Here is a 26129-nt window from a genome sequence, read left to right as displayed (position 1 = left end):
CTGCGCGTTCTCGCGAGCTCCGGCACTCTGGTCAGATGGGAGTGTGGGACCTAGTGCTGGTCGGCCTGGTCCTCCTGCTCGGCCTCTGCGGAGTGCTGGTGCCCGGGGTGCCTGGGTCCTGGCTGGTGTGGGCCGCGGTCATGTGGTGGGCGCTGAAGGACCCCCAGCCGGTCGCGTGGTGGGTGCTCGTCGGGGCCACCGTCGCGCTGTTCCTCTCCCAGGTGGTGCGCTGGGCACTCCCACCCCGCCGGCTGCGCCCGAACTGGGCGAGCCGACGCATGACGGTGTACGCCGGCGTGGGCTCGTTCCTGGGCTTCTTCCTGATCCCCGTGCTCGGCTCGATCCCCGGCTTCATGGCAGGCGTGTACCTGGAGGCACGGCTGCGGCTCGGCCGCCACGGCGAGGCGAGGGTCGCGCTGCGGACGGCGATGCGGGCGGGAGGGTCGAGCGTGCTGACGGAGCTGTTCACGTGCCAGCTGATCGCGGGGGCGTGGCTGGGGGCAGTGATCTGGGGCTGATACATCCGGCCGCCGGGAGACCCCGCGCTGGGGGCTCCCGGCGGAGCGGGGACAGGGCGACCGCTAGGCCCTGTCGTCAAATTCCCGTCGTCCGCCCGGAGGACGGGCTGCGCGGCGTCATGGGGGTCCCCCCGCGCGAGGTTGTTCGAGCGTGGGGGAGCGTGCGATCGCAAGGCGCCGGAGCCGCCCTCGATGGGGGTGCCCCCACGCGAGCCGGGCGAAGCTCGGTTCGAGCGTGGGGGAGGAGCCACGTGGGCGGTTCAGGCGCCGCGCAGCAGGCGGGAAATTGACGACAGGGCCTAGGTGTATTGACCCGCAGGGTTGTTGACGCGGGTGATGGGTGGCTGGCCGCCGAGTGCGGTGTGGCAGCGGTGGTGGTTGTAGGTGTGCAGGAAGTTGTCGAGGGCTGCGGTGCGGTCGTCGTTGCTGGTGTAGGGCCGCTGGTAGGCCCATTCCTCGAGCAGGGTGCGGTGGAAGCGTTCGACCTTGCCGTTGGTCTGGGGCCGGTAGATGCGGGTCAGTTTGCCGGTGGCGCCGATCTGGGCGAGGGCGTGTTTCCAGGCCAGGCCCTTGCGGTAGGCCCAGGCGTTGTCGGTGAGTACGCGCTCGATGCGGGTGATGCCGTGCGCGTGGAAGAACGCGGCCACGCGGGTGAGGAAGCCCGCGCAGGTGGCGACCTTCTCGTCGGGGTGGATCTCGCTGTAGGCGAGGCGGGAGTGATCGTCGACGGCGGAATGGATGTAGTCGAACCCCATGCCGCTGCGGGTGGCCCGGCCGGCCTGACGGCCCAGCGTCTTGTGGCCGCCGCCGTCCGGGATCCGGCCGAGCTTCTTGACGTCGACGTGGACCAGCTCGCCGGGGCGGGCGCGTTCGTAGCGGCGGATGACCTGCCCGGTGGGCCGGTCCATGAACGCCAGCCGGTTCAGGCCGTGCCGGGCCAGGACACGGTGCACGGTCGAGGCGGGCAGGCCCAGGATCGGGCCGAGACGGGCGGGACCGAGCTTACGGTCCTGGCGCAGTCGGCACACTCGGGCTTCGACTGCGGCCGCCGTGCGGTGCGGTGTCGTCATCGGCCGGCTGGAGCGGTCGTGCAGCCCCTGCTCGCCCTCGGCCCGCCAGCGGCGGATCCACTTATGGGCCGTGACGCGGGAGATGCCCATCTCGGCTGCGACATGGGCGACCGGGCGACCGGCGCAGACACGTTCGACCAGCAGCCGCCTGCCGTGAACGGTCAGCCGGGCATTACGGTGGGACACGAAGACCTCCATGCGGTGCAGTCCTAGACAGCTCCACCACACCGGAGGTCTTCGCCATGATCAAGCCCGGCCAGCGTTAACAACGCTCGTGATCAATACACCTAGAGCCTGCCCTCCAAGGTGAGCAGCCGCACCTTGCGGTCGAGGCCGCCCGCGTACCCGGTCAGCGACCCGTCGGCCCCGATCACGCGGTGGCACGGGCGGACGACCAGCAACGGGTTGGCGCCGATCGCGCCGCCGACGGCGCGTACGGCGGCCCGGGAGGCGCCGATCCGGGCGGCGATCTCGCCGTACGTCGTCGTGGCCCCGTAGGGAACATCGTCGAGGGCGGCCCAGACCTTCTCCCGGAACTCGCTGCCGGCCGTGCTCAACTCCAGCCGGAACTCCTTGAGTTCGCCCGCGAAGTAGGCGGCGAGCTGCTCCTCTGCCGCGCGGAAGAGCGCGGGGTCGCGCCGCCACCCCTCCTGGACGGTACGGCCGCCCTTCTGACCGGGCACGGAGAGGGAGGTCAGGGCGCCTGTGGCGGGGTCGGCGGTCAGGAGGAGGGGGCCGAGCGGACTGTCGAGCTCGGTCCAGTGGGTCGGGGTCGGGGTGGTCATGGTTACTCCAACTCCCCTGCTGCACGCAGGTGTTGCGAGGCGTAAGAGCGCCAGGGGCGCCAGCTGTCGGGGGCGTCGACGCCGGGCGGGCCGACGTCCGGGTCGCCGAGGGCGCGGCTGCGGATGACGGCGACGGTACGGGCGTCCAGGCCGGGCAGGCCGAGCAGCGCGTCGTACGCCTCGTCCCGGTCGGCGCCCGGGTCCAGCCGTACGGCACCGTCGGCGAGGGCGGCGGTGAGCGCGCCGAGGGGGCCGTCGGGCTCGGCCTCGGCGAGGACGGCCGGTTCGGGGAACAGGTGGGTGAGGCTGCCGCAGGGCGCGTCGAGCGCCTTGCCGTACCGCCGCACCAGCCGCTCGGCCTCCACCGGCCCGACCAGTGCCCGCACCGCCAGCTCCTCCGCGTCGGCGGCACCGGGCGACCGCAGCCCCGGCCGGGCGGCGACCAGGGGGCCGAGCCGGGGATCGGCGCCGAGCCGCTCGTCGACGGCGTACGGATCGGCGTCGAGGTCGAACAGGCGCCGCAGCCGCTGCACGGCGGTGGTCAGGTCGCGCGGGTCGGTGAGGTGGAGGCGGGCGTCGAGCCAGCCGCCGGGGTGGGTGGCGCAGGCGGGGGCGGCCCGGGATGACGCCGCCGGGGTGGCGGGGGCGGCCGACGGGTCCGGTGCGCCCGGGGCCGCATCCGGCGCCGACCGCAGGACCGACGTGCCGGGATCCACGACGGGTGCCGACGCCAGGGACGCCGCCCTCGGGGCCGCGGATGCCCGCCTCCCGGCGCCGCCCAGCCGCTCCTCCACCGCCACGATGGCGGTGCCGTGCGGCAGCCGGAGGGTGCGCCGGTACGTCCGGCGTCCGGGCGGCCCGGCGAGGTCCTCGACGCCGGGCACGGCCTCGCGCTCCAGCAGGTCGAAGACGAGGCCGGCCTGGTACGGCCCGCGGTACGCGAGCCGTAGCGGTATCCCCGCCGACGGGGTGTCCGCACGCCGGGCGCCACGCCCGCCCCTCGGTGCGGCGGCGGCCCGCAGCTCGCTCGGCGTGGACGCGTACACCTCCCGCATCGTGTCGTTGAACTGCCGCACGCTGGCGAACCCGGCCGCGAACGCGATCTCGGTGATCGGCAGCTCGGTGGTCTGCAGGAGCACCCGGGCGGTGTGCGCCCGCTGGGCCCGGGCCAGCGCGACCGGACCGGCGCCGAGCTCGGCGGTGAGCTGCCGCTGGACCTGCCGCGCGCTGTATCCCAGCCGCGCGGCGAGCCCGGCGACGCCCTCCCGGTCGACGATGCCGTCGCCGATGAGCCGCATGGCCCGCCCGACGACATCGGCCCGTACGTTCCACTCGGCGGAGCCCGGCACGGCGTCCGGACGGCACCGCCGGCAGGCCCGGAAGCCCGAGCCCTGCGCGGCTGCGGCCGTCGCGAAGAACCGCACGTTGCGCCGCTTCGGCGTGACGGCCGGGCAGCTGGGGCGGCAGTAGATGCCGGTGGTCTCGACGGCGAAGAAGAACTCGCCGTCGAACCGGGCGTCCCCACTGCGGACCGCTTCGTACCTGGTGTCTTCGTCCATCACGCCCTCCAGTCTCCGCCAGTGCGGAAGGTGCGGCTGGCGGAAATCGGACGTGACGCTGCGCTACCCCCGACGGCCCCGCTTCGCCTCCATGGCCGCCCGCCCCTCGGCCCCCTTGCGCTTCCAGTCCTTGCGGATCTCGGCCCGAAGCCGCGCATCGGTCTTGGCCACGATCCGCTGGTTCTCCCGCAGCAGCTTCCGATAGCTCTCCAGCCGCCGCTGCGGCAGCTCACCGGTGTCGATGGCATCGAGCACCGCGCACCCCGGCTCGCTCTCGTGCGCGCAGTCATGGAAACGGCACCGCTCGGCCAGCGCCTCGATCTCGGAGAAGACCTGCCCGACCCCGGTCCCGGCGTCCCAGAGCCCGACGCCGCGCAGCCCCGGCGTGTCGATCAGTACACCGCCGCCCGGCAGGGCGAGGAGGTTGCGCGTGGTGGTCGTGTGGCGGCCCTTGCCGTCGACGTCGCGCGCGGCCTGGACCTCCATCACGTCCTCGCCGAGCAGGGCGTTCGCGAGCGTCGACTTGCCCGCGCCGGACTGCCCGAGCAGCACGGACGTGCCACCGCCGACGACCGCGGCGAGGACGTCGAGCCCCTCCCCCAGCGCCGCGCTGACGGTCAGCACCGGCACACTCGGCGCCGCCGTCTCCACGTCCTGGACGAGATGGGAGAGCGTCACCGGGTCCGGCACCAGGTCGGCCTTGGTGAGGACCACGACCGGCTGGGCGCCCGACTCCCACCCCAGGGCGAGGAAGCGCTCGATACGGCCGAGGTCGAGCTCGACGGCCAGCGAGACGGCGATGATCGCGTGGTCGATGTTGGCGGCGAGGATCTGCCCCTCGGACCGCTCGGAGGAGGTGGAGCGCACGAAGGCGGTACGGCGCGGCAGATACGCGCGTACGTACTGCGGGTGTCCGGCCGGTTCGACGGCGACCCAGTCGCCCGTGCACACGACCCGCATCGGATCGTGCGGGGTGACGAACGCCGTGTCGGCCCGTACGACCCCGTCGGCGGTGACGACGTCGCACTGCCCGCGGTCGACCCGGATCACACGTCCGGGAAGGAGCCCGTCGGGCTCGTAGGGGGCGAACTCGTCCGCCCATGCCTCGTCCCAGCCGTAGGGAGCGAGAGCGGAGAAAACGGATGAAGCAGCGGAGCTGGAAGTCAAGGGTGACCCTTCACAAGGGCGGCCCCGGCCGTCGCGCGCACGGGCGCGGAAGGAGTGGGTGTGTCAGCCGGTGGCCACGGAGGTGGACTTGATGGATTCCTGAGTGCGGGCAACGCACATCGCAAAGACAGCCATCGGTCGACACCTCCTCGTTCACATCCACTCGACGGCGGCGGCCACCGGCCACCGCCCTGATCCGCCGTCACTCTAGCCCGGCCCCACGAAGTCCCGTCAACCGGTTTTCAGGCGCAGTCGTGCCCGTTCAACGTGAAGTCGTACCCCGGCGAGTTCTTGCCCTCCCACGACGCCAGGAACCCGAAGGCGAGCTCGCCGTCGGCGGGAACCGTCCTGTTGTAGTCGGCGGCCTCGGCCGTGACGCGGGAGCCGTTCTGGGCGAAGCTCGCGTCCCACATCTGGCCGACCTTCTGGCCGTCCCGGAAGGACCAGGCGACGCGCCAGTCGTCGAGGGCCCGTTCGGTGGTGACGGTGACGGTGGCCTGGAAGCCGTCGGGCCATTCGTTGACGAGGTCGTACTCGACGCTGCAGGTCTCCGGTTCGCTCGCGGAGGGGTCCGGGTCGTCCTCGCCGGCCGTGGACGACGTGGTGCCCTGCGGTCCCGGGGCGGGGTTCGTCGGCCCGGGCGAGTCGTCACCCTTCGTGCCGCTCTCCGACGGCTCCGGGGAGCCCGAGGAGGGCCGCGTGGCGGCTGTGACCGGTAGGGAGAACCCGGGGTCGGCCACCGGCTGGCGGTCGGACGGGTCGCCGCCCGCGGTGCCGCCGTCGCCGGTGGGGCCGGCGGGCATCATCGACACCGCGAGGGCGAGCGCGGAGACGAGGACGGCGGCGACGAGGAGGCCGTTGCGCACGACGCGCGCCTTGTGCGCACCGGAGTTCGGCGGGCCGGCGTCCGCGTCCACCGGGTCGGGGCGTCCGGCACCGAGGCGCACCTCGGCGGCTCTGCGGCGCCGCTCCAGATAGGCGAGACCGCCCCAGCCGATCACGCCCCCGGCGAGGGCCCCGGGCAGCCCGCCGCCGTGCAGCCGCAGACAGGCGGCGGCCTCGGCGCACTGCACGCACGTCGCGAGGTGGCGGGAGAGGTCGTCCGGGGTGTCGGCCGCGGTGGAGCGGGTGACCGCGTCGAGGAGGCGCGCGTAGCTGCGGCACTGCGCGTCCATCGGCGTGTCGAGGTGGTTGCGGTGGCAGCGGTCCCTGAACAGGCCCCGGACCTGGATGAGTTCCTCGGAGACGGTGGCCGGGTCGAGGCCGAGCCGGCGGGCCACCACCTGCAGCGGCAGCGCCTCCACCTCGCTCAGCCACAGCAGGGCCGCGTCCGGTTCCTGCATGTCACGCAGTCCGCGCAGCGCGATCGGGCGCTGCAGCGGGGGCCCGGTGTAGCGGGCGGCCTTGTCGGAGTTGAGCCACAGGCGCAGATCGGGGTCGAGCTTGTGGCCCTGCCCGCTCTCCTCCCAGGCGGCCGCCGTGGTGCGTACGGCGGTCAGCAGCAGGGGGATTCGGGGCAGGCGGGCCGGGCGGCGGCCCGCACTTCTGAAGGTCCCGGTCTCGGCCTCGCGGGCCTCGCGTATGCCGGTCGAAAACGCCTCGGCCGCCAGCTGGTTGGCAGCGGCGGAGCCGGCCGTACACAGGTCGGCGTACGACAGCACGGCGTCCCAGCACTCGGAGAACAGCGCGGCCTCGGAGGCGTCCTGGGGAGTCGGCAGGTCGGGCATGGGTCTCCTGCATCCACATGCGAGGTCAACTCGCCATATTGGCAATGGAGTTGGGGGGAACCTCGCGGCAGGACATGAGCCTTTCACGTATTCAACACAACTGACAAGCGCCGTGTTCAATTGTCATGACAGGCCGCGCGCCCCTACAACTCCAGCCACTTGTACGGACGCGGGCCCCGTCTGTCTCACCTACACCGTCGTGGAATCCTCCACCGCGGGCTCCCGCTCCGGAAGGCTGTCCATGAAGGAGCTCACCGAGAACACCGCACGCCCGGGACCGGGCGGGCCGTAGCCGGGGGGCGAGGACAGGCCGAAGTCGTCCATGGTGGCGCGGTAGGCCTCCAGCAGGCGGATGTGGTACTCCAGCGGCGCGCCCTGCGGGTTGGCCTTGCCGAGCGGGGTCGTCGGCTCGGGGCACCAGGTGGTGAACCGGGGCGTGATGCCGTGCGACATGAAGAAGCGCAGGCCCTCGGTGGTGGACGCGATGGCCTCGTCGACGGTCGTGAAGCCGAAGGGCTCCGCCATCTCGACGCCGGCCACGAAGTTGGGGATGACGTTGCGCGCGCCGAAGACGTCGGCCGAGTCGAGGATGCGCTTGTGCCACTCGTCGCGGCCGACGTAGCGCTCCTTGCCCGGGCAGTACATCTTGAAGAGGTACTCGTCCCACACCTCGTAGTTGGGGTGGTAGATCTGCACGCCGTAGTCCTTGAAGCGCTGCACGTCGTCGCGCGGCAGCGCCTGGGCGACGACCTTGCCGATCCAGCGCCCCGGGAAGCGTTCCTCGATGGCCTTGGCGTAGTGCCCGTAGAAGTCGGCCTCGTCCCGTCCGGAGACGGTCTTGGTGATCGCGCCGCCGGTGAGCGTGTAGGCGGTGGAGGCCTTGGCGGTGTCGTACCGGTCGATGATCTCCAGGGCTTCGAGGACCTCCTCGACGTCCTTCACCCCGGTGTAGGGGCGCCCGGCCGCCTTGTGCTGGCGCCAGTTGTGGTTGATGTCGCAGTACTGGCACTCCTCCTTCGCGCCGAAGTACTGGCAGACCCGGAAGACGGTGAGGTAGATCAGGTAGCCCCACTGGATGGTCGGGGCGACCTCCATCACCGACTTCCCGCTCGCGAGGGTGTGCCGGTAGTACTCCGGCATCGGGGGCACGCCGACGTCGGCGATCCGCTTGCCGTCGAGGTAGAGCCCGAGCACGCCCTCCTCGTCGGCGGCCACCCGGTACGGCGAGGTCGGGTTCACGCGCACGGAGACGACGGTGCGCCGCAGGTCGTACGGCCCGCCGGTCAGGATGATCTCCTCCGGCGGGCGGCGCAGCGCGGCCTCGCCGAGCTCGGGCAGGGTGCCGTGGTCGAAGGAGAAGATGAAGTACGACTTCGGCTTGACCTCGCCGTCCTCGTTGTCGCTCAGCGCGGAGGGGTCGAAGGCCACCCCGCCCCGGAGCAGATCCTCCTTGAAGACGGCTTCCCGCGGAACGTGCGGGAATCGCTCCATCAGGTCCTCGACCAGTGCGGTGCGGCTGCCCATCCGTAATCTCCTCCCGGCTCAGGCGTACGACTCCTCACGGTATGCCCCTGCCTGAGCCCGGGCCGCATCGGGTCCCCTCCGGGACGAACGTGTCAGGTGTGCGCGTCGGTCCAGGTCAGCCCACCGTCGGTGGAGCCGCGCAGTGCGGTGCCGGTCGCGCGGGTCGCGCCGGCTGTGGCGGCGGCCCCGCGGACGCTTACGCCTCCCGCTCCAGCGCCGCCGGGTCGACCGGGTACGCCAACCCGCCACCCGCCAGCAGGCGTTCGGCCTCCTCCGCGACCGCCAGGCCCAGGCGGGCAGCCTCGTTGCCCTGGGAACCCGCCAGGTGCGGGGTGATGAAGGCGTTCGGCAGGTCGTACAGGGGGGAGTCGGCGGGCAGGGGCTCGGGGTCGGTGACGTCGAGGATCGCGGAGAGGCGGCCGGTGCGCAGTTCGGCGGTCAGGGCGTCGTGGTCGAGCAGGGCCCCGCGCGCGGTGTTGATCAGGACCGCTCCGTCGGGCATCAGGGCCAGCTCGCGGGGGCCGATGAGGTGGCGTGTCTGCGGGGTCTCGGGGGCGTGCACGGTGACGATGTCCGACGTGCGCAGGAGGTCGTCCAGCGGCAGCAGCGGTACGCCGAGCGCGGCGGCGTCCGCCTCGTCGACGTACGGGTCGGTCAGGCTGAGGGCCAGGTCGAAGGGGCGCAGCAGCTCGATCACCTTGCGGCCGATGCGTGACGCCCCGATGACGCCGACCCGGCGGCCGTGGTTGCCGATGCCGGGGACGAGCCCCCAGCCGGGGAAGGCGCGTTCGGTGCGCAGGCGGTCGCGGGCGGCGAAGAGGTCCTTCCCGGCGAGCAGGATCATGGCCAGCGTGTATTCGGCGACCGGCACGGCGTTCGCCACCGCCGCCGAGCTCACCGCGATACCGCGCCGCCACAGCTCGGGCGTGGCGAGGCCCTTGACCGAGCCGGCCGAGTGCAGCACCGCGCGCAGCTTCGGTGCGGCGTCGAGTACGGCCGCGTCGAGGCGGGGGCAGCCCCAGCCGGTGACGAGGATCTCGGTGCGGGCGAGCGCGTCCTTGAAGCGCGGGTCCGTGAAGTGCTCGCAGTCCTCGGCCACCAGGGCCGGATCGATGTCCACCGACTCCCGCAGCCGCGCCAGCACCTGAGGCGGGAAGACCTGCGGCACGTTCTCGGCGGACATGGCGAACATGGCGTACGGCCGCTGGGTCAAGGACGTGGCCTCCGGCTCGGTGAGTTGGTGGGAGAAAACGGTCTCTACCGTAGGCACCCGCGAATGAGAGGGTCAACGCACACGCACTCACCTTGAAGGACGGCGAGGATGACGGAGACGATCACCAACTGGGCGGGCAACATCACCTACACCGCCAAGGAGCTGCACCGGCCGTACTCGATCGACGCGATCAGCGCCCTGGTGGCGGGGAGCGAGAGGGTGCGGGTGCTGGGCAGCGGGCACTCCTTCAACGAGATCGCCGAGCCGGGTCCCGAGGGCGTCCTGCTGTCGATCGCAAGTCTGCCGCCGGTGATCGACGTGGACCGCACGGCCCGTACGGTCCGGGTCTCGGGCGGCGTACGGTACGCCGAGCTCGCCCGCGCGGTGCACGCGCGCGGTCTCGCGCTGCCCAACATGGCGTCCCTGCCGCACATCTCGGTGGCCGGCTCCGTCGCCACCGGCACGCACGGGTCGGGGGTCGGCAACGGCGCGCTGGCCAGGTCGGTGCGGGAGGTGGAGCTGGTCACGGCGGACGGCTCGGTGGTGACCGTCGGGCGGGGTGACGAGCGGTTCGGCGGTGCCGTGACCTCGCTGGGCGCCCTCGGTGTCGTCACGGCGCTCACCCTCGACCTGGAGCCGTCCTTCGACGTCGAGCAGCACGTCTTCACCGAACTGCCGCTGGACGGGCTGGACCTGGCCGCCTTCGAGACGGTGATGGCGGCGGCGTACAGCGTCAGTCTGTTCACGGACTGGCGCGAGCCGGGCTTTCGGCAGGTGTGGCTCAAGCGGCGCACCGACCAGCCGCTGCCCGGCTTCCCGTGGGCCGCACCCGCCACCGAGAAGATGCACCCGGTGCCGGGGATGCCCGCGGTCAACTGCACCGACCAGTTCGGGGTGCCGGGGCCGTGGCACCAGCGGCTGCCGCACTTCCGGGCGGAGTTCACGCCGAGCAGCGGGGCCGAGCTGCAGTCGGAGTATCTGCTGCCGCGCCGGTACGCCGTCGACGCGCTGCACGCGCTCGACGGGATCCGGGAGACGGTCGCGCCCGTGCTGCAGACCTGTGAGGTACGGACGGTCGCCGCCGACGACCAGTGGCTCAGCCCCTCCTACGGACGGGACACCGTGGCCCTGCATTTCACGTGGGTCGAGGACACGGCTGCCGTCCTGCCGGTGGTGCGGCGACTGGAGGAGGCGCTGGACGCCTTCGCGCCGCGGCCGCACTGGGGGAAGGTGTTCGCGGTGCCCGCGGAGGTGCTGCGCGGGCGGTATCCGCGGCTGGCCGACTTCCGGGCACTGGCGCGGGAGCTGGACCCCGGTCGGAAATTCGCCAACGCCTTCGTGCAGGACATACTGGGTGACTGACACCGGGTGGACTTCGTAAACCCCCTTTCCTAACCCCTTGTCGAAAGCCGACGCACGTCATAGCCTTGCGCCGCGCCGGTGCCGACGACGACCCGGCATGAGCGAAGGGACGGGGCACGCCCGGTGCTGTGTTTTCCCGGGGGACAACCCCCGGACCCCCGGCCGAACCGACAGCAACGGTGCTTGTCAGCGAGGGGAGTTCGATGAAGCGCGGCACATCACGCGACATCCGCACCGCGAACCGCTATGAGGTGCTGCGCCAGATCATCGCCGCGTCGCCCACCTCACGGCAGGAGCTGGCGGCCGCCACCGGGCTCAGCCTCGCCACGGTCGCCACCCTCGTGGGCGAGCTGCTCGACCTGCGGATGATCACGGAGGTCGGGTTCGAGGACTCGGCCGGCGGCCGCCCCCGCGGGCTCGTCGCCGTCAACGCCTCCGGCGGCGCCCTGATCGGCGTCGACATCGCCGAGACGTACGTCCGGGTCGAGCTCTTCGATCTCGCGCTGGACGTCCTGGCCCGCGCCGACGAGGACATGCGCCCCGGCGAGAGCCGCCCCGAGCAGGTCGTCGGCCATGTCGCCGCGGCCGTCGGCTCGGTGGTCGCGCAGGCCGGCGTGGAGGGCGCGCGGGTGCTCGGCGTCGGGGTGAGCGTGCCGGGGCAGGTGGACCGGGACACCGGCGTCTCCGAGTACGCGCCCAACTGGGACTGGCACGGCGTGCCCCTGCTCGACCTGCTCTCCGAGCAGATCGCCTACCCCCTCTACATGGACAACCCGTTGCGCGCCTGCGCGGTGGCCGAGCTGTGGTTCGGTGCCGCGCGCGGCAGCGGGGACGCCGTGGTGGTCAACCTCGGGACCGGGGTGGGCGCCGGGCTCGTGCTCGGCGGCGGGCTGCACCGGGGCGTGAGCAACAGCGCCGGCGAGTGGGGCCACACGACGCTCGTGCTGGACGGACGGCTGTGCCACTGCGGCAACCACGGCTGCGTGGAGACCTATGTCGGCGCACCCGGGATCATGGTGAACCTGCGGGAGCTGGCCGCCGACAGCGCGCTGCTCCACCCCGAGGACCAGACGGCCACGATCGACGCGCTCGCCCGTGGGGTCGCCGCGCACGATCCGGTGGCGCTCAAGGTGGTCCGGGACACCGCCCGCTATCTGGGCGCCGGGATCGCCGACCTGGTGAACCTGTTCAACCCCGAAGTCGTCGTGCTCAGCAGCTGGGTCGCCGCCACCCTGGGCGAGCCGCTGCTGCACGAGGTGCGCGAGGCCGTGGCCCGGCACGCGCTGCGGCGGCCCCTGGCCGCCACCGAGATCGTCCTCTCCCCCATCCCCACCGACCCGGTGTGCCTGGGCGCGGCGACGTTCGCACTCGAGGGTGCGCTGCAGTCGGCCCCGCAGAAGAGGACGCAGCCTGCCGCGAAACGCATCACACCTGTGAGGAGCCGTACCGCACCGCCTTCATGACGGACGTGATTCCCCCTTCCTGAAAGGGAGTTGCCGGTCGCTGGTGCGGCGCCCCGCAATCCCCTCACGTCCGGTATTCCGAACGTTGCACAACGCTTCGTGCAGACTTCGTCCAACCCCTTGCCGAAGCCTTAGTCGAAGGTTAACGTCCCGCACCGCAACCCCATTTGAGCCAACTGGCGCTGAGCCGCTCCAGCCACAGGCACGGGCGCAGAGCCGCAAGCCGTACTCGAGACAAGGACGTCAGCATGTCGGCATTGAGCAACAGGAACTTCGACCGCCGCACCGCACTGCGGGCCGCGCTGGGTCTGGCCGCCGCCGGCGGACTGGCCGCGTGTGGCGGCAACAACGGCCGCGGTGGCGGGTCCGGTTCGGGCACGAACCTCGTGCAGATGTTCCACGCGTACGGCGAGGCGGGCACCGAGCAGGCCATCAAGCGGTACGCGAAGGCGTACAAGGACGCCAACGTGACCACGCAGTGGATCACCAGCTCGGACTTCGAGAGCAAGCTCTTCTCGGCCCTGCTCACCGACAACGCGCCGGATCTCTTCGAGTTCCACCCGCAGATCCAGATGGTCAAGAGCGGCCAGGTGGCGGATCTGACCGACATCATCGAGCCGGTCAAGGACGACTTCAATCCGGCCGACATCAAGTCGCACACGGTCGACGGGAAGATATACGGCGTCCGGATGATCGACGACCCGCAGTTCTTCTTCTACCGCAAGTCGATGCTGGAGAAGGCCAAGGTCGAGGTGCCGACCACGCTCGACGAGCTGATGGAGGCCGCCGCCAAGCTCACCACCAGCAAGGTCAAGGGCCTGTACATGGGCAACGACCTGCACAGCGTCAACGACACGTTGATCTGGTCGGCCGGCGCCCAGCACCTCGACGAGAAGAACCAGATCGCCTATCACACGGACGGCGTCGTCGAGGGCCTGAAGAAGATGCGCACGCTGTTCACCAGCGGCGACCTTCTCCTCGGCGCCCCGACCGAGTCGTGGGACCCCTCCTCGTTCAACCAGGGCCTGTGCGCCATCCAGTTCTGCGGTATGTGGGCGATGCCGGCGATCCAGGACGCGCTCGGCGACGACTGGGGGGTCTTCCCCTTCCCGAAGGTCACGGACTCCGGAAAGGCGTCGGTCTACAACGGCGGCTGGTCGATGTTCGTCAACGCCAAGGGCAAGAACGTCGACGCGGCCAAGGAGTACGTCAAGTGGCTGTGGATCGACCAGAAGGAGTACCAGGAGGACTGGGCCACCTCCTACGGCTTCCACATCCCGCCGCGCACCTCGCTCGCCGAGTCCGCCACCAAGCTCAAGTCGGGCAACGCCGCTGAGGGCGTCAAGCTCTTCAACGAGTTCGGGCACTTCGACAACATCGGCTGGACCCAGGCCATGCGCACCGCCTTCGAGGACGTCTTCGCCAACTGCGTGCGCAAGAACATGGACCCGGAGAAGGCTCTCGACAGGTGCGACGCGGCCGTCAACCGCGAGCTCAAGAAGCTGTTCGGATAGGCCGCGGGACGGACCACGACATGTCGACGACCACCAAGCTCGACCTCGCGAGCTCCGCCACGGCGAAGGCCTCCTCGGCCAAGCCGCGGCGGGGTCTGCGGTCCAGCCCCACCTTCACCTTCTGGCTCTTCACCGGGCCGTTCCTGATCGGTCTGGCGATCTTCGTCTACGCGCCGATCCTCTGGAGCCTGTGGCTGAGCTTCTTCGAGGCCCGCTTCACCGTCACGCCGGACAAGTTCGTCGGGTTCGACAACTACAAGTACATGCTGACGAACGACGACTTCGTCGGCTCGCTCGGCACCTTCACCGTCTTCGCCGCGTTCATCGTGCCCACCACCTGGGCGCTCTCACTGGGTCTGGCCCTGCTGGTGAACCGGATGCGCTTCATGCGGGCGTTCTTCCGCTCGGTCTTCTTCCTGCCGACCGCGGTCAGCTATGTCGCCGCGGCCCTCATCTGGAAGATGTCCATCTTCAGCGGGGTCCGCTTCGGTCTGATGAACACGGTCCTCGGCTGGTTCGGGATCGAGAACATCGCCTGGCTGATCGACCCCAACCCGCCCTGGTACTGGCTGGTCATCGTGACCGCCCGGCTGTGGCTGCAGTCCGGCTTCTACATGATCCTGTTCATCGCCGCCCTGCAGAACATCCCGGACGAGCTGTACGAGGCCGCCGCCATCGACGGCGCCAAGTCGGGCTGGCAGACCTTCCGGTACATCACCCTGCCCCAGCTGCGCGCCACGTCCACCGCGGTGATCCTGCTGCTGCTCGTCGCCGCCTACCAGGCCTTCGACGAGTTCTTCAACCTGCTGTCGAAGACCACCTGGGGCCGCCCGCCCCTCGTCGAGCTGTACTACAAGGCCCTGGGCGAGAGCCAGGACTACGGCGCCGGCAGCGCAGGCGCGCTGATCCTGACCGTGCTGATCTGTGCCGTGACCCTGCTCCAGGGCAAGATCATGGGCTTCGGAAGGGGGGACGAGTCCAAGTGACCACCACCATGCCCAAGGTGCGCAAGTCCGCACCGAAGTCGGACACACCCAGCCGGGTCAAGCGCGGTGGCGGCGTGATGAGCTCCACCGGCCTCTACATCGCCACAGGGGTCGCCGCCTTCCTCTTCCTGATCCCCTTCTACATCCTCGTCCGCAACGCCCTCTCCACCGACGCCGAGATCACCGGAGAGAACTGGAAGTTCTTCCCCACGGACATCCAGTGGGGCAACATCAGCGAGCTCTTCTCCGACGAGACGGTCCCCTTCGCCCAGTCCCTGTGGAACTCGGCGGTCGTGGCCACCCTGCACACCGTCGGCGTCCTGCTGGTGTGCTCCCTCGCGGGCTACGGCCTGGCCCGCATCCCGTACAAGCACGCCAACAAGGTGTTCTACGCCGTCCTGGGCACCCTGATGGTCCCGACCGCGGTCACCTTCGTGCCGAGCTTCGTGCTGGTCTCCTCGCTCGGCTGGGTGGACACCTACCGGGGCCTCATCATCCCCGGCCTGTTCAGTGGTTTCACCTGCTTCCTCTTTCGGCAGTACTTCCTGGGGTTCCCCAAGGAACTGGAGGAGGCGGCACGCATGGACGGCCTGGGCTACTGGGGCGCGTACTGGCGTGTCGTCGTACCCAACTCGCTGAACTTCTTCGCGGCGATGGCGACCATCACCTTCATCGCGGGCTGGAACGCCTTCCTGTGGCCGCTGGTCATCGGGCAGGACCCGAGCTCGTGGACCGTCCAGGTCGCGCTCTCCAGCTACATGACCAACCAGACCGTCGTCTTCCATCTGATCTTCATGGCCACGGCCGTTTCCATCCTGCCCCTGGTGTTCGTGTTCCTCTTCCTCCAGCGCTGGCTGGTGCAGGGGATCGCACAGACCGGCATCAAGGGCTGACGCCCTCTTCCCAAGAGCTGGAGACCGATGTCTTTCCGCACCACCCCCTCCGTCGACTACGTCGAGGACGTCTCCCCGGGCCGCGGGGCCCTCCCGCCCCGCGCCTGGTACGCGTCCTCGGACGCGAAGTCCCTGTCCCTCAACGGCAGCTGGCGCTTCCGGCTGTCCGCGACGGCCGACGCCGAGGACGACTCCTTCGCCGCGGAGGGGTACGACGGCAGCCCGTGGGCCGAGGTCACGGTCCCCGGTCACTGGGTTCTGCAGGGCGACGGCGCGTTCGGTTCGCCCATCTACACCAACCACCTCTACCCCTTTCCGGTGGACCCGCCCCGCGTGCCGACCGAGAACCCGACCGGCGACCACCTGCGGGTCTTCGACCTGCCGGCGGACTGGCCGGCGGACGCCGGGGCGGTCATCCGCTTCGACGGCGTGGAGTCCTGCGCCCGCATCTGGCTGAACGGCACGGACATCGGCGAGTTCAAGGGCTCCCGGCTGCCGCACGAGTTCGCGGTCGGGCAGCTGCTGAAGCCGACCGGCAACGTGCTCGCCGTCCGCGTCCACCAGTGGTCGGCGGGCTCGTACCTGGAGGACCAGGACCAGTGGTGGCTGCCCGGCATCTTCCGTGACGTCACCCTGCTGCACCGCCCGGCGGGCAGCGTGGGCGACTTCTTCGTGCACGCCTCCTACGACCACACCACCGGCGAGGGCACGCTGCGCGTCGACTCCGATGTCGACGGGCGGGTGTCCGTGCCCGCCCTGGACATCGATGTCGCGACCGGCGAGCCGGTGACGGTGACGGTCGAGCCGTGGTCTGCGGAGACGCCGAAGCTGTACGACGGCGAGTTGGTCACGGCGGGCGAGCGCGTGCCGCTGCGCATCGGCTTCCGTACCGTCGTCCTCGAAGACGGTCTGATCAAGGTCAACGGCAAGGCGATCCTCTTCAAGGGCGTCAACCGCCACGAGTGGCACCCCGAGAAGGGCCGCGCCCTGGACCTTGCGACCATGCGCGAGGACGTGCTGCTGATGAAGCGGCACAACCTCAACGCGGTGCGCACCTCGCACTACCCGCCGCACCCGGCCTTCCTCGACCTGTGCGACGAGTACGGCCTGTGGGTCATCGACGAGTGCGACCTGGAGACCCACGGCTTCACCGAGCAGGCCTGGCGCGACAACCCCGTCGACGACGACCGCTGGACCCCGGCCCTCCTGGACCGCGCGGCCCGCATGGTCGAGCGCGACAAGAACCACCCGTCGATCGTCTTCTGGTCCCTGGGCAACGAGGCCGGCACCGGACGCGGCCTGACCGCGATGGCCGAGTGGATCCACGGCCGGGACTCCTCGCGGCTCGTGCACTACGAGGGCGACTGGGACTGCCGGGACACCGACGTGTACTCGCGGATGTACGCCTTCCACGACGAGGTCGAGAAGATCGGGCAGCACCTCGACGGCGGCACCCACAAGCGCCGCGAACTGCCCTTCATCCAGTGCGAGTACGGACACGCCATGGGCAACGGCCCGGGCGGACTGGCCGACTACCAGGAGCTCTTCGAGAGGTACGACCGGCTCCAGGGCGGCTTCATCTGGGAGTGGATCGACCACGGCATCAAGCACCCCGAGCTGGGCTACGCCTACGGCGGTGACTTCGGCGAGGAGCTGCACGACGGCAACTTCGTCTGCGACGGCCTGATCTTCCCCGACCGCACGCCCTCTCCCGGGCTCGTCGAGTACAAGAAGGTCATCGAGCCGGTCCGTATCGAGGGCGACGGCGCCGACGGCACCGTACGGGTGACGAACAGTTACGACTTCGCCGATCTGTCGGGGCTCGCCTTCGAGTGGTCGTACCAGGTGGACGGCGAGACGGTCGAGGCGGGCGCCCTGTCGGTGCCGGCCCTAGCCCCCGGCGAGTCGGCGGACGTGAAGCTGCCGGAGCCGCCCGCTCACGAGCGCGCCGGCGAGACCCAGTGGACCGTACGGGCGCTGCTGGCGGCCGACACCTCGTGGGCGCCGAAGGACCACGTGGTCGCGTGGGGCCAGTTCCCGGTGTCCGCACGGCGGTTGCCGTCGATCGCGGCGAGCGACCGGCCCACCGTGGGCGAGCGGCTGATCACCCTCGGCCCGGCCTCCTTCGACGCCCGCACCGGCGCGCTGAGGACCATCGGCGGCGTCGAGCTGACGGCTCCGCGACTGGACGTGTGGCGGGCGCCCACCGACAACGACGACGGCGCCGAATGGCAGACCGACACCCGCTACGGGATGCTGTGGCGCAAGTACGGCCTGCACCGCATGCGGCACCGGCTGGACGCCGTGGAGCTGGGCGACGACGCGCTGACGGTACGGACCCGGGTGGCGCCCGCCGCCTGGGAGGTGGGCCTCGCCACGGTGTACCGGTGGACCTCGGACGGCACCCGGCTGAAGCTGACCGTGTCCGTGACGCCCGAGGGCGACTGGAAGGTGCCGCTGCCCCGGCTCGGCATCCGGTTCGGGCTGCCGCAGGCGGACGCCGTGCGGTGGTTCGGCGGCGGTCCCGGTGAGGCGTACCCGGACACCGGGACGGCGTCGATGATCGGCCGCTGGCACTCCACGGTGGACGAGCTGCAGACGCCGTACGTCCGCCCGCAGGAGAACGGCGCCCGGGCCGACGTCCGCTGGCTGGAGCTCGGCGGGCTGCGGATCGAGGGCGACCCGGAGTTCTGGTTCACCGCCCGCCGCTGGACCAGCGAGCAGTTGGAGGCCGCCCGGCACCTGACCGACCTCACGGCCGGTGACACGGTCTGGGTCAACCTCGACCACGGCCAGCACGGCATCGGCTCCCAGTCCTGCGGCCCGGGCCCGCTGCCGCAGTACTTCCTGCGGGCGGAGCCGACGGAGTTCTCGTTCGTGTTCTCGACCACCGAGTGAGAAACCTGTAAATCGATTGACCGATTGATCGACTTTCCGACAGTGTCGGAAAGTCCACCCGCGGCCGGTCGGCGCTCATGCCGACCGGCCGCAACTTGCTTTCGGTACAAGGGAGTTGATGTCCATTGAGTGACGCCATCGAGGTTCGCGGCCTGTCCCGAACCTTCCACACCACCGTCCGCCGCCCCGGTTTCGCGGGCGCACTCCGCTCTCTGGTCAACCCGCAGAAGGTCGCCAAGCACGCCGTCACCGACGTGAGCTTCTGCGTCGCCGCCGGCGAACTGCTCGCCCTGCTGGGCCCGAACGGCGCCGGCAAGTCCACCACCATCAAGATGCTCACCGGCATCCTCACGCCCACCGCGGGCGAGGCCCGGGTCGCGGGCGTGGTGCCGTACGAGGAGCGGGAGCGCAACGCCCGCAACATCGGCACGGTGTTCGGGCAGCGCACCCAGCTGTGGTGGGACCTGCCGGTGCGCGAGTCGTTCGCGATCCTGCGCGACATCTACGAGGTGCCGAAGGCCGAACACGCGGCGCGGCTGAAGGAGTTCGACGAGCTCCTGGACCTCTCCTCCTTCTGGGACACCCGGGTCCGCCATCTCTCGCTCGGCCAGCGCGTCCGCTCCGACCTGGCCGCCGCCCTGCTGCACGACCCGCCGGTGGTCTTCCTCGACGAGCCGACGATCGGCATGGACGTGGTGGTGAAGGAGCAGGTGCGCGAGTTCCTGCGGCACCAGGTGGAGCAGCGCGGCCGCACGGTCCTGCTCACCACCCACGACATGACGGAGGTCGAGCGGCTCGCCGAGCGGGTCGTCCTGATCAACCACGGGCGGCTCGTCCTGGACGGCACCCTCGACGAGATCCGCCGCAAGTTCGGCTCGACCTGGCAGGTGCGGGTGACGCTCGCCGACCCGCAGACCGAGGTCGGCTCCCTGCCGGGCATCGCGCTGCTGCGGCACGAGGGCCCGCAGGCGGTCTTCGGCCCGGACGGCCCCGACGCACCGACCGTGCACCAGGCCCTGAAGCAGGTCATCGAGCGGTACGAGGTGACGGACCTCGCCCTCGACGAGGCGGACCTCGAGGACGTGATGCGGGCCGCGTACGTGCACGCCGAGCCCGTCGCAGAAGGAGCCTGAGATGGCCGCCGTACTGCACGGCTGGCGCGCCGCCCGCGTCACCCCGCTCGGCGAACTGCACACGCCGCCCCGGATGACCGCCGTCCTGCTCCGGCTGACCGTGCAGGTGGTCCTGGTGGCGTCACTGTGGCGCGGCCTGTACGCGCAGACGGGCACCACCGCCGGGCTCAGCCGCGACCAGGCGGTCACCTACGCCGTCCTGGCCGTACTCGCCTCCCGGCTACGGGAGTTGGACCAGTCCGCGGGCCGGGACATGGTGCTGCAGCACATGCACTTCGGCACGATCGTCTACTGGTATCTGCGCCCGCTGCCGCCCCAGCGCTACTACGCCCTGCGCGCCCTCGGCGAGCAGCTGTACGGGCTGGCGTGGGCACTCGGCGGATACGTGGTCTGCCTCGCCGCGGGGGTCGTGGAACCCCCCGAGTCGGCCGCCGTGGCAGGGGTGTTCGCGGTGAGCATGCTGCTCGGCCAGTGGGTCCTGTACTACGTGATGCTCGTCCTCGACCAGCTGTGCTTCTTCACCATCCGCAACAACTCCGCGATGCTGATCCTGATCTTCGCGCAGAACCTGCTGTCCGGGGTGTACGCCCCGCTGTGGTTCTTCCCGGACTGGTTCATCACCCTGAGCGGCTTCCTGCCGTTCCAGGCGACGCTGAGCGTGCCGCTGTCGATCTACGTCGGCCGGATCGAACTGTCCGACGCGGGAGCCCAGTTGGCCGTCCAGGCCGCCTGGGTCGTAGTGCTGGCGCTGTTCACCCGGTGGGTGTGGCGGCGCGCCGCGCGGCGCGTGATCTCGCAGGGAGGCTGATGTGTCGGTGAGGGCTGTGAAGTCCCTGCGCATCGTGTGGCGCATCACGCTGCTCAACATCCGTGCCGCGATGGAGTACCGCACCGAGTTCCTGCTGAACATCGCGATCGGCGCGATCTGGCAGGTGTCGGTGATCGTGTTCGCGACGGTGCTGCTGGCGCGGTTCACCGGGATGGGCGGCTGGGACAGCTCGGACGTGCTGCTGATCCCGGCGATCAGGATGCTCGCGCACGGGCTGTTCGTGCTTCTGCTGGGGCGGATGCACTTCATCGGCCGGCAGATCCAGGAGGGAAGGATCGACATCTATCTGCTGCGCCCCATGCCGGTGCACCGCCAGGTCCAGCTCGCCTTCTTCCCGACCAACGCGATCGGCGACCTCACGGTCGCGGCGGGCCTGATGGTGGGCGCGCTCAGCCGCAGCGACCTGGACTGGACGGCGGGCCGGGTGTCGTACCTGATCGCCGCGATCATCGGCGGCATGCTCCTGGAGGCGGCCCTGTTCACGGCGGTGGCCGGTGCCTGCCTGCGCTTCCCGGCCGCGGACTACTGGAGCCGCTGGCTGGAGGAGCTGCTCGGCACGTTCGGCAACTACCCGCTGAACGTGCTCCCGCGAGCGGTGGGCGGCTTCCTGACGTACGCCCTTCCGCTCGCGTTCGTCGCCTACCTCCCGACGGCCGTGCTGACCGGCCACGACCACGACATCGGGGTGCCGTACTGGCTGGCGGCGGCCTCTCCGCTGCTCGGGATCGCCGGGTATCTGGCGGCGCGGCTGGTGTGGCGGTGGAGCCTGAAGCGCTACACCGGCGTGAACGGATGACGGCCGAGCGCCACCCGGCGTGCTGTGCCGGGTGACGCTCGGGTGTCGCGTGCGGCTGTCGGACCGTCGGGGCTACGGACAGCTGATCCGTGTGTCCCCGGTGTCCGTCGTGCAGGTGTCCGTGCCCGGGCCGCCGTTGGCGGTGTCGTTGCCGGAGACGTTGTCGACGGTGTTGAGGCTGTCGTTGCCGTAGTAGCCAATCAGGTTGTCGTTGCCGGGGCCGCCGTTGAGGGTGTCGTTGTTCAGGCCGCCGTCGGCGCGGTCGTTGCCGAAGTTGCCGTACACCGTGTCATTGCCGGCACCGGCGTTGATCGTGTCGTCGCCGCCGAGGCCGCAGATGATGTCGGTGCCGCTGGTGCCGGTCATGGTGTCGTTGCCGCTGGTGCCGATGCGGGTGCACAGGCGGGAGTTGTTGACCGTGGTGGTGACCGTGGCGGTGTTGTCGGCCGTGGCCGGGTCGGTCTGGGTGGCGCTCACGGTGGCCCGCTGGGTGAGGGTGCCGGTGGCCCTGGGCTCGACGACGACGCTGACGGTCGTGCTCGCGCCGGTGGCGAGGGTGCCGAGGGCGCAGGTCGCGCCGGTGGCGGAGGTGGTGCAGGTGCCCTGGCCCGGGGTTGCCGAGATGACGGTGGCGGCGGGGCCGGTGAGGGTGTCGGTGAGGCTGACGCCGGTGGCCGCGATCGTGGTGCTGTTGTTGGTGACCGTCAAGGTGTAGGTGGCCCGGTCGCCGATGCTGACGGTGCCGGGGCCGTACTTGGCGACCGACAGGTCGACCTCAGTGGGCGGCGGGGGTGGCGGCGGGGTGCCGACGCCGCCGAGGTAGCGGGCCAGGGCGCGCAGGCCGTCGCTGTTGCTGCCGAAGGCGACGATCTTCCCGTCGGGCTGGACGGCGAGGCTGTTCACGCGGTCGCCGACGCCGAAGTCGGTGGTGATGCGGCCGTCCGTGCCGAACCCGGTGTCGAGGCTGCCGTCGGCGTTGAAGCGGGCGAGCGCGAAGTCGCCGACCGCCCCGCCGCCGCCGGCGATGATCCGGTCGTCGGGCTGGAGCGCCAGGTCGTACACGCCGGCTGTGCTGCCGAAGTCCGCGGTCGCGACACCTCCGGTGCCGAAGCCGCTGTCGCGGCTGCCGTCGACGTTGTAGCGCACGAGCGTGAAGCGGCCGCCGCTCGATCCGGAGGCGACGATCTTGCCGCTCGACTGCACGACCACGGTCTCGCCCCAGTTGTATCCGCCCAGGTCCGTGGTGACCCGGCCGTCGCCGCTGAAGGTGGTGTCCAGGCTCCCGTCGGAGTTGTAGCGGGCCAGGGCGAAGTCGAAGTTGGTCTCGCCCGAGTAGCCGACCAGGACGATCTTCCCGTCGGGCTGGAGAGCCATGTCCTGCGCGACGGCGCCGCCCACGTCGGAGAACGAGGTGATGCTCACGCCGTCACCGCCCCCGAAGGCGCCGTCCGGGCTCCCGTCGGGCAGGTACCGCACGACCGCGAACGAGCCGCCGGCCCGGGCTCCGGCGACGATCTTCCCGTCGGGCTGCACCGCGACGCCGGCCGCGTCCTCGGCCCCGCCGGCCAGGCCGGGGCTGACCCAGCCGTCGCCGCCCCCGAAGGCGGTGTCGACGCTGCCGTCGGCGTTGTAGCGGGCCACCGTGAACCAGCAGCAGCCCGCGAACTCGTCGTCGGTCTCCTGGTGACGGCCGACCACGACGATCTTCCCGTCGGGCTGGACCGCCACCCCCTGGGCCACGTCCTCGCCGTTCTCGAAGTCGGTCAGCACCTCGCCGTCGCCACCGCCGAAGGAGGTGTCGACGCTGCCGTCGGAGTTGTGCCGCGTGAGGGCGAACTCGGAGTCGAGGAACTCCGCATCCTGCTCCCACCCGACCGAGATGATCCTGCCGTCGGGTTGGATGGCCATGTCCTGGCCCTCGGCGAAGGTGTCGGTGGTGATGCTGACTTTTCCGCCGGTGCCGAACGTGGGGTCCAGGTCACCGGGTGCGGCGAACGCGCCGTGCGGCACGGCGACGACGAACGCCAGCGCCGCGACCAGGGCGGTCACGGCGCGTAGGGATCCCCGTAGGGAAGGAAGGATGGGCATGCTGCCAGACTCCGGATGCGCGCGCGACACGGCGCGACGGCTGGCCAGCGAATCGGCTTACTGGTCCGCAGAGTTCCACCCTGCGGGGTGACCGGTCCGACGATAGTGACAGCCGGGTTTTAGGCCGTCCGGAACGCCGGTCAGGGGCGGCGCCATGCCGTGGTGCTCCCCGGCCCAGGTGAGGACGGCCCCGCCGAACGGGCCCGCCGAGTACTGCGGGGCCGGGACTGGAGGTCTCGGTCACGGACGGGCGTCCCGCCACGGCACCTCAGTGGTCCGCACAACACGGCGTCGGATCCGGCACCTCGAAAGGAACGAGGGTGCCGCCCACGGCCGGCACGGCGGTCAGGACGAGTTCGTCGTCCTGCCAGAGCGGGCGTACGTGGCCCCACGTGACCAGCGGTGTCTCCAGGGCCGGTCGAGTCGGTGAGCCCAGGACCGTCACGCGGTCGATCGCGGAGCGCGTCAGCACGTCCGCGATCGTCAGCGTGCCGGTGAGGGAGGCGACGCCGGGGTAGAGCACCGCCCGGCCCGTCGCGTCCGGCGTGCCGCGCGACACCGCGTGTCCCCGGGCGATGAGCCGCTCCTGGGCGGTACGCAGGAGCGGCTCGGTCGGGAGGGCGAGGGAGACGGCCACGCGTGGGCGGTCTCCCCGCACCAGGTGGGTGCAGCCGAACGTGCCCTCGGGGAGGGCGAGTTCGGCCGCGAAGGTGTGCAGCAGGTGGTCGGCCGCCGGGAGGTCCCGGACGTCTGCGTCCACGGTCAGGGCGTACGGCGTCACGAGGGCAGGACCCACACCGGGTTGGAGTAGAACCACAGGTCGCGCCACGGGTCGGCGTCGCCGACGACGTCGATGGCCGGGCCGGCCGGGTCGACGGCGGCACCCATCGCGCCGACGGCGGTGCGGTTGCCGTCGGTGCCGCGCAGGCGGACGTAGACGGGGTGGTCGACCCTGCCGAGGTCGTAGGTGAGGCGGACCACGCCGGCCGACTTGTTCACCTCGTAGGACTTGACCACCTTCGCCGTCGGCGCGGTGAAGGTGTCCTTGTCCGCGACCGGGCCGGTCACATCGCCCTGGATGACGTCCACGCGGGCCAAGGTGGGGACGAAGCCCGCCCAGTTGGGGCCGCCGGCCGGCGCCACGTCGACCGTCAGTGTGACGTTCGTGCCCTTTCTGACGTGCAGGGCGCCGCCCAGGGTGGCCCAGCGGCGGCCGCCCGTCACGCGGACGTCGAGGGCGCTGATGAGTTGGCCGTGGTCGACCCAGATGCGGCCCGCGCGGATGCCGTCCATGACGGCGGCGTAGGAGAAGCCGTCGGCACCGACATGCGTACGGCTGTACTGGCCGGGCCAGTAGTCGCCCTGGGTGATGTCGATCCGGCCGCCGTAGACCGGGTCCGGGTGGCGGCCTTCGGTGGCGAAGTCGCCGCCGGTGCCGCGCACCGCCGTGTCCGCGTACACCTGGTGGGAGTCGGAGTTGGCGGTGATCCACCACGGCTTGCCCTCGGCGAGGAGGCTGTCCCACAGGCCGCCGACCGTGGCCGTCATCCAGTCGAAGCCGCCCCAGGTGCGGTAGCTCTCCAGCGGGTAGCCGGCGAAGGAGTTGGCGCTGGGGTTGTTGTCGTAGATGCCGCGGGCGCGGGCCATGCCGAGGGGGGCGGGCAGGCCGGCCGCCTGGTGGCCCGGGGCGCCCTCGAAGCCCACGGCGATCTGGCGCGAGGCGCTCGCGTCCCGCCAGCCGCGGATCTCGTGCGGGGAGTCGACACCGCGCCGCGCCGGGTGGTTGGCGAGCATCAGCGCGTCCTTGACCTTGCGCCGTTCCACCTGCTCCGCAAGGAAGTTGAGGCCCGCGACGGCGAGCGCCTCGTTGGCGGGCGTGGAGTCGCCGGCGCCCTTCACGCTGCCGTCGTAGTCGGTCTCGAACTGCTTGAGGACCAGGACCTCGTTCCTGCCGGGGTGCACGAAGACGGTGCCGTGCTCGGCGGCCGGGATGTTCCACTCCAGGCCCTGGAAGACGAGCGTGTCCTCGTAGGCGGCCCGGGCGGCCTGGATGTCCGGGTTGACCTTCTCGACGCCGATCCTGGCGTGGGTCTCGCTGCCGTGGTCGGTGATGACCAGCCAGTCCATGCCGTGCCTGGCCCCCTGGCGGACCTGGTCGACGACCCGGTACTTGCCGTCGCTGCTGTACTGCGTGTGGATGTGGTGGTCACCGGCCAGCCACAGGAAGCCGTTCGCCCTACGGCCGCCGGGAGCGGCGGACGTGGCCGTTGCCGAGGCGGCGGCCGGAGTCGGGGCGACGACGCTGCCGGCGGCCAGCCCGGCGCCCAGCAGACCCGCCCGGCGCAGCAGCGCGCGGCGCGACTGCTGCTCGGGGCTCAGGGCCTCGTCGGGCACGGAGGTGTCGAAGGCGGCGGGCAGGGCGGAGGTCGCCGCGTCGTGCGAGTGGTCGTGGCCATGGTGTTGTCCGTGGTGGTGTCCGTGGTGGTGATGACGACCGTGCGCGTGCCCGTGTCCCATGTGCCCCTCCTGATGCCGCTGCCTTGTGCGGCCTGCCTCCTGCGGCGCTGCTGCGCCGCCTGTGGAGGATCAAGGCGAAACATGAAC

20 protein-coding genes are annotated in these 26129 nt (G+C 71.1%); 10 read left to right on the top strand and 10 right to left on the bottom strand.

Translation table 11 applies throughout. The annotated features are described in order from the left end of the window. The first annotated feature begins 35 nt into the window (after window positions 1-35). Window positions 36-518 (top strand): DUF456 domain-containing protein, encoded by a 483-nt coding sequence (locus PBV52_RS38580; protein ID WP_274245093.1) that lies wholly within the window; start codon window positions 36-38, stop codon window positions 516-518. 299 nt (window positions 519-817) lie between these two features. Here PBV52_RS38580 and PBV52_RS38575 read toward each other — a convergent pair whose 3' ends face one another. From PBV52_RS38575 to PBV52_RS38545, 7 genes are all read right to left on the bottom strand, one after another. Next, on the bottom strand, window positions 818-1774 hold the full coding sequence (locus PBV52_RS38575; RefSeq protein ID WP_274245091.1) for an IS481 family transposase: 957 nt from the start codon (window positions 1772-1774) through the stop codon (window positions 818-820). Window positions 1775-1875: 101 nt separating this feature from the next. Beyond that, window positions 1876-2373, bottom strand: a complete 498-nt coding sequence (locus PBV52_RS38570; RefSeq protein ID WP_274245090.1) for a methylated-DNA--[protein]-cysteine S-methyltransferase — start codon at window positions 2371-2373, stop codon at window positions 1876-1878. Between the two features lie 2 nt (window positions 2374-2375). Next, on the bottom strand, window positions 2376-3932 hold the full coding sequence (locus PBV52_RS38565) for a DNA-3-methyladenine glycosylase 2 family protein (protein WP_274245088.1): 1557 nt from the start codon (window positions 3930-3932) through the stop codon (window positions 2376-2378). Window positions 3933-3995: 63 nt separating this feature from the next. Continuing rightward, window positions 3996-5099, bottom strand: coding sequence for a ribosome small subunit-dependent GTPase A (gene rsgA / locus PBV52_RS38560; protein ID WP_274245087.1), 1104 nt, complete (start codon window positions 5097-5099; stop codon window positions 3996-3998). A gap of 242 nt (window positions 5100-5341) precedes the next feature. After that, window positions 5342-6826, bottom strand: a complete 1485-nt coding sequence (locus PBV52_RS38555) for a cellulose-binding domain-containing protein (RefSeq protein WP_274245085.1) — start codon at window positions 6824-6826, stop codon at window positions 5342-5344. A gap of 189 nt (window positions 6827-7015) precedes the next feature. Then, window positions 7016-8350, bottom strand: coding sequence for a radical SAM protein (locus PBV52_RS38550; RefSeq protein WP_274245083.1), 1335 nt, complete (start codon window positions 8348-8350; stop codon window positions 7016-7018). A 196-nt stretch (window positions 8351-8546) separates the two neighbouring features. After that, window positions 8547-9563 carry a hydroxyacid dehydrogenase gene (locus tag PBV52_RS38545; protein WP_274249849.1) on the bottom strand — a complete coding sequence of 339 codons (1017 nt, stop codon included), beginning with the start codon at window positions 9561-9563 and terminating at the stop codon, window positions 8547-8549. Window positions 9564-9671: 108 nt separating this feature from the next. On the opposite strand from PBV52_RS38545, the gene PBV52_RS38540 reads away from it, so the two are divergent. The 9 genes from PBV52_RS38540 (at window position 9672) to PBV52_RS38500 (ending at window position 21437) form a co-directional block, all read left to right on the top strand. Beyond that, window positions 9672-10925: an FAD-binding protein gene (locus PBV52_RS38540; RefSeq protein WP_274245082.1), complete on the top strand. Its 1254-nt coding sequence runs from the start codon at window positions 9672-9674 to the stop codon at window positions 10923-10925. 203 nt (window positions 10926-11128) lie between these two features. Then, window positions 11129-12388, top strand: a complete 1260-nt coding sequence (locus PBV52_RS38535) for an ROK family transcriptional regulator (protein WP_274245081.1) — start codon at window positions 11129-11131, stop codon at window positions 12386-12388. A gap of 248 nt (window positions 12389-12636) precedes the next feature. Further along, complete coding sequence (locus tag PBV52_RS38530) at window positions 12637-13902, top strand: ABC transporter substrate-binding protein (RefSeq protein WP_274245079.1); 1266 nt, start codon at window positions 12637-12639, stop codon at window positions 13900-13902. Window positions 13903-13922: 20 nt separating this feature from the next. Further along, entirely contained in the window at window positions 13923-14888 is a 966-nt protein-coding gene (locus tag PBV52_RS38525) for a carbohydrate ABC transporter permease (RefSeq protein WP_274245077.1), read from the top strand. Further along, entirely contained in the window at window positions 14885-15781 is an 897-nt protein-coding gene (locus tag PBV52_RS38520; protein WP_373921963.1) for a carbohydrate ABC transporter permease, read from the top strand. Before PBV52_RS38525 ends, PBV52_RS38520 begins: the two co-directional genes overlap by 4 nt. Before the next feature lie 27 nt (window positions 15782-15808). Continuing rightward, complete coding sequence (locus tag PBV52_RS38515; RefSeq protein WP_274245075.1) at window positions 15809-18679, top strand: glycoside hydrolase family 2 TIM barrel-domain containing protein; 2871 nt, start codon at window positions 15809-15811, stop codon at window positions 18677-18679. 125 nt (window positions 18680-18804) lie between these two features. Continuing rightward, the gene (locus PBV52_RS38510) at window positions 18805-19812 is read left to right on the top strand and encodes an ATP-binding cassette domain-containing protein (RefSeq protein ID WP_274245073.1); all 1008 of its coding nucleotides are present in this window, start codon (window positions 18805-18807) and stop codon (window positions 19810-19812) included. 1 nt (window position 19813) lies between these two features. After that, complete coding sequence (locus tag PBV52_RS38505) at window positions 19814-20620, top strand: ABC-2 family transporter protein (protein WP_274245072.1); 807 nt, start codon at window positions 19814-19816, stop codon at window positions 20618-20620. 70 nt (window positions 20621-20690) lie between these two features. Next, window positions 20691-21437, top strand: a complete 747-nt coding sequence (locus tag PBV52_RS38500) for an ABC transporter permease (RefSeq protein WP_373922040.1) — start codon at window positions 20691-20693, stop codon at window positions 21435-21437. Between the two features lie 72 nt (window positions 21438-21509). Here PBV52_RS38500 and PBV52_RS38495 read toward each other — a convergent pair whose 3' ends face one another. From PBV52_RS38495 to PBV52_RS38485, 3 genes are all read right to left on the bottom strand, one after another. After that, complete coding sequence (locus tag PBV52_RS38495) at window positions 21510-23525, bottom strand: calcium-binding protein (protein WP_274245071.1); 2016 nt, start codon at window positions 23523-23525, stop codon at window positions 21510-21512. 268 nt (window positions 23526-23793) lie between these two features. Then, entirely contained in the window at window positions 23794-24285 is a 492-nt protein-coding gene (locus PBV52_RS38490; protein WP_274245069.1) for a hypothetical protein, read from the bottom strand. Between the two features lie 17 nt (window positions 24286-24302). After that, a complete protein-coding gene (locus PBV52_RS38485) occupies window positions 24303-26042 on the bottom strand; it encodes a PHP domain-containing protein (protein ID WP_274245068.1) in 1740 nt (579 codons plus the stop codon). Between the last annotated feature and the right edge of the window lie 87 nt (window positions 26043-26129).

The sequence above is a fragment of the Streptomyces sp. T12 genome, from assembly GCF_028736035.1.
Lineage (GTDB): Bacteria > Actinomycetota > Actinomycetes > Streptomycetales > Streptomycetaceae > Streptomyces.
This window is presented reverse-complemented; position numbering and strand designations above follow the sequence as displayed.

What these genes read in the sequence shown, in the direction of transcription:
- PBV52_RS38580 (WP_274245093.1), top strand. Translation starts at nt 36, where the DNA reads ATGGGAGTGTGGGACCTAGTGCTGGTCGGCCTGGTCCTCCTGCTCGGC.
- PBV52_RS38570 (WP_274245090.1), bottom strand. Translation starts at nt 2,373, where the DNA reads ATGACCACCCCGACCCCGACCCACTGGACCGAGCTCGACAGTCCGCTC.
- PBV52_RS38565 (WP_274245088.1), bottom strand. Translation starts at nt 3,932, where the DNA reads ATGGACGAAGACACCAGGTACGAAGCGGTCCGCAGTGGGGACGCCCGG.
- PBV52_RS38555 (WP_274245085.1), bottom strand. Translation starts at nt 6,826, where the DNA reads ATGCCCGACCTGCCGACTCCCCAGGACGCCTCCGAGGCCGCGCTGTTC.
- PBV52_RS38550 (WP_274245083.1), bottom strand. Translation starts at nt 8,350, where the DNA reads ATGGGCAGCCGCACCGCACTGGTCGAGGACCTGATGGAGCGATTCCCG.
- PBV52_RS38540 (WP_274245082.1), top strand. Translation starts at nt 9,672, where the DNA reads ATGACGGAGACGATCACCAACTGGGCGGGCAACATCACCTACACCGCC.
- PBV52_RS38535 (WP_274245081.1), top strand. Translation starts at nt 11,129, where the DNA reads ATGAAGCGCGGCACATCACGCGACATCCGCACCGCGAACCGCTATGAG.
- PBV52_RS38530 (WP_274245079.1), top strand. Translation starts at nt 12,637, where the DNA reads ATGTCGGCATTGAGCAACAGGAACTTCGACCGCCGCACCGCACTGCGG.
- PBV52_RS38525 (WP_274245077.1), top strand. Translation starts at nt 13,923, where the DNA reads ATGTCGACGACCACCAAGCTCGACCTCGCGAGCTCCGCCACGGCGAAG.
- PBV52_RS38515 (WP_274245075.1), top strand. Translation starts at nt 15,809, where the DNA reads ATGTCTTTCCGCACCACCCCCTCCGTCGACTACGTCGAGGACGTCTCC.
- PBV52_RS38505 (WP_274245072.1), top strand. Translation starts at nt 19,814, where the DNA reads ATGGCCGCCGTACTGCACGGCTGGCGCGCCGCCCGCGTCACCCCGCTC.
- PBV52_RS38500 (WP_373922040.1), top strand. Translation starts at nt 20,691, where the DNA reads ATGGAGTACCGCACCGAGTTCCTGCTGAACATCGCGATCGGCGCGATC.
- PBV52_RS38495 (WP_274245071.1), bottom strand. Translation starts at nt 23,525, where the DNA reads ATGCCCATCCTTCCTTCCCTACGGGGATCCCTACGCGCCGTGACCGCC.
- PBV52_RS38485 (WP_274245068.1), bottom strand. Translation starts at nt 26,042, where the DNA reads ATGGGACACGGGCACGCGCACGGTCGTCATCACCACCACGGACACCAC.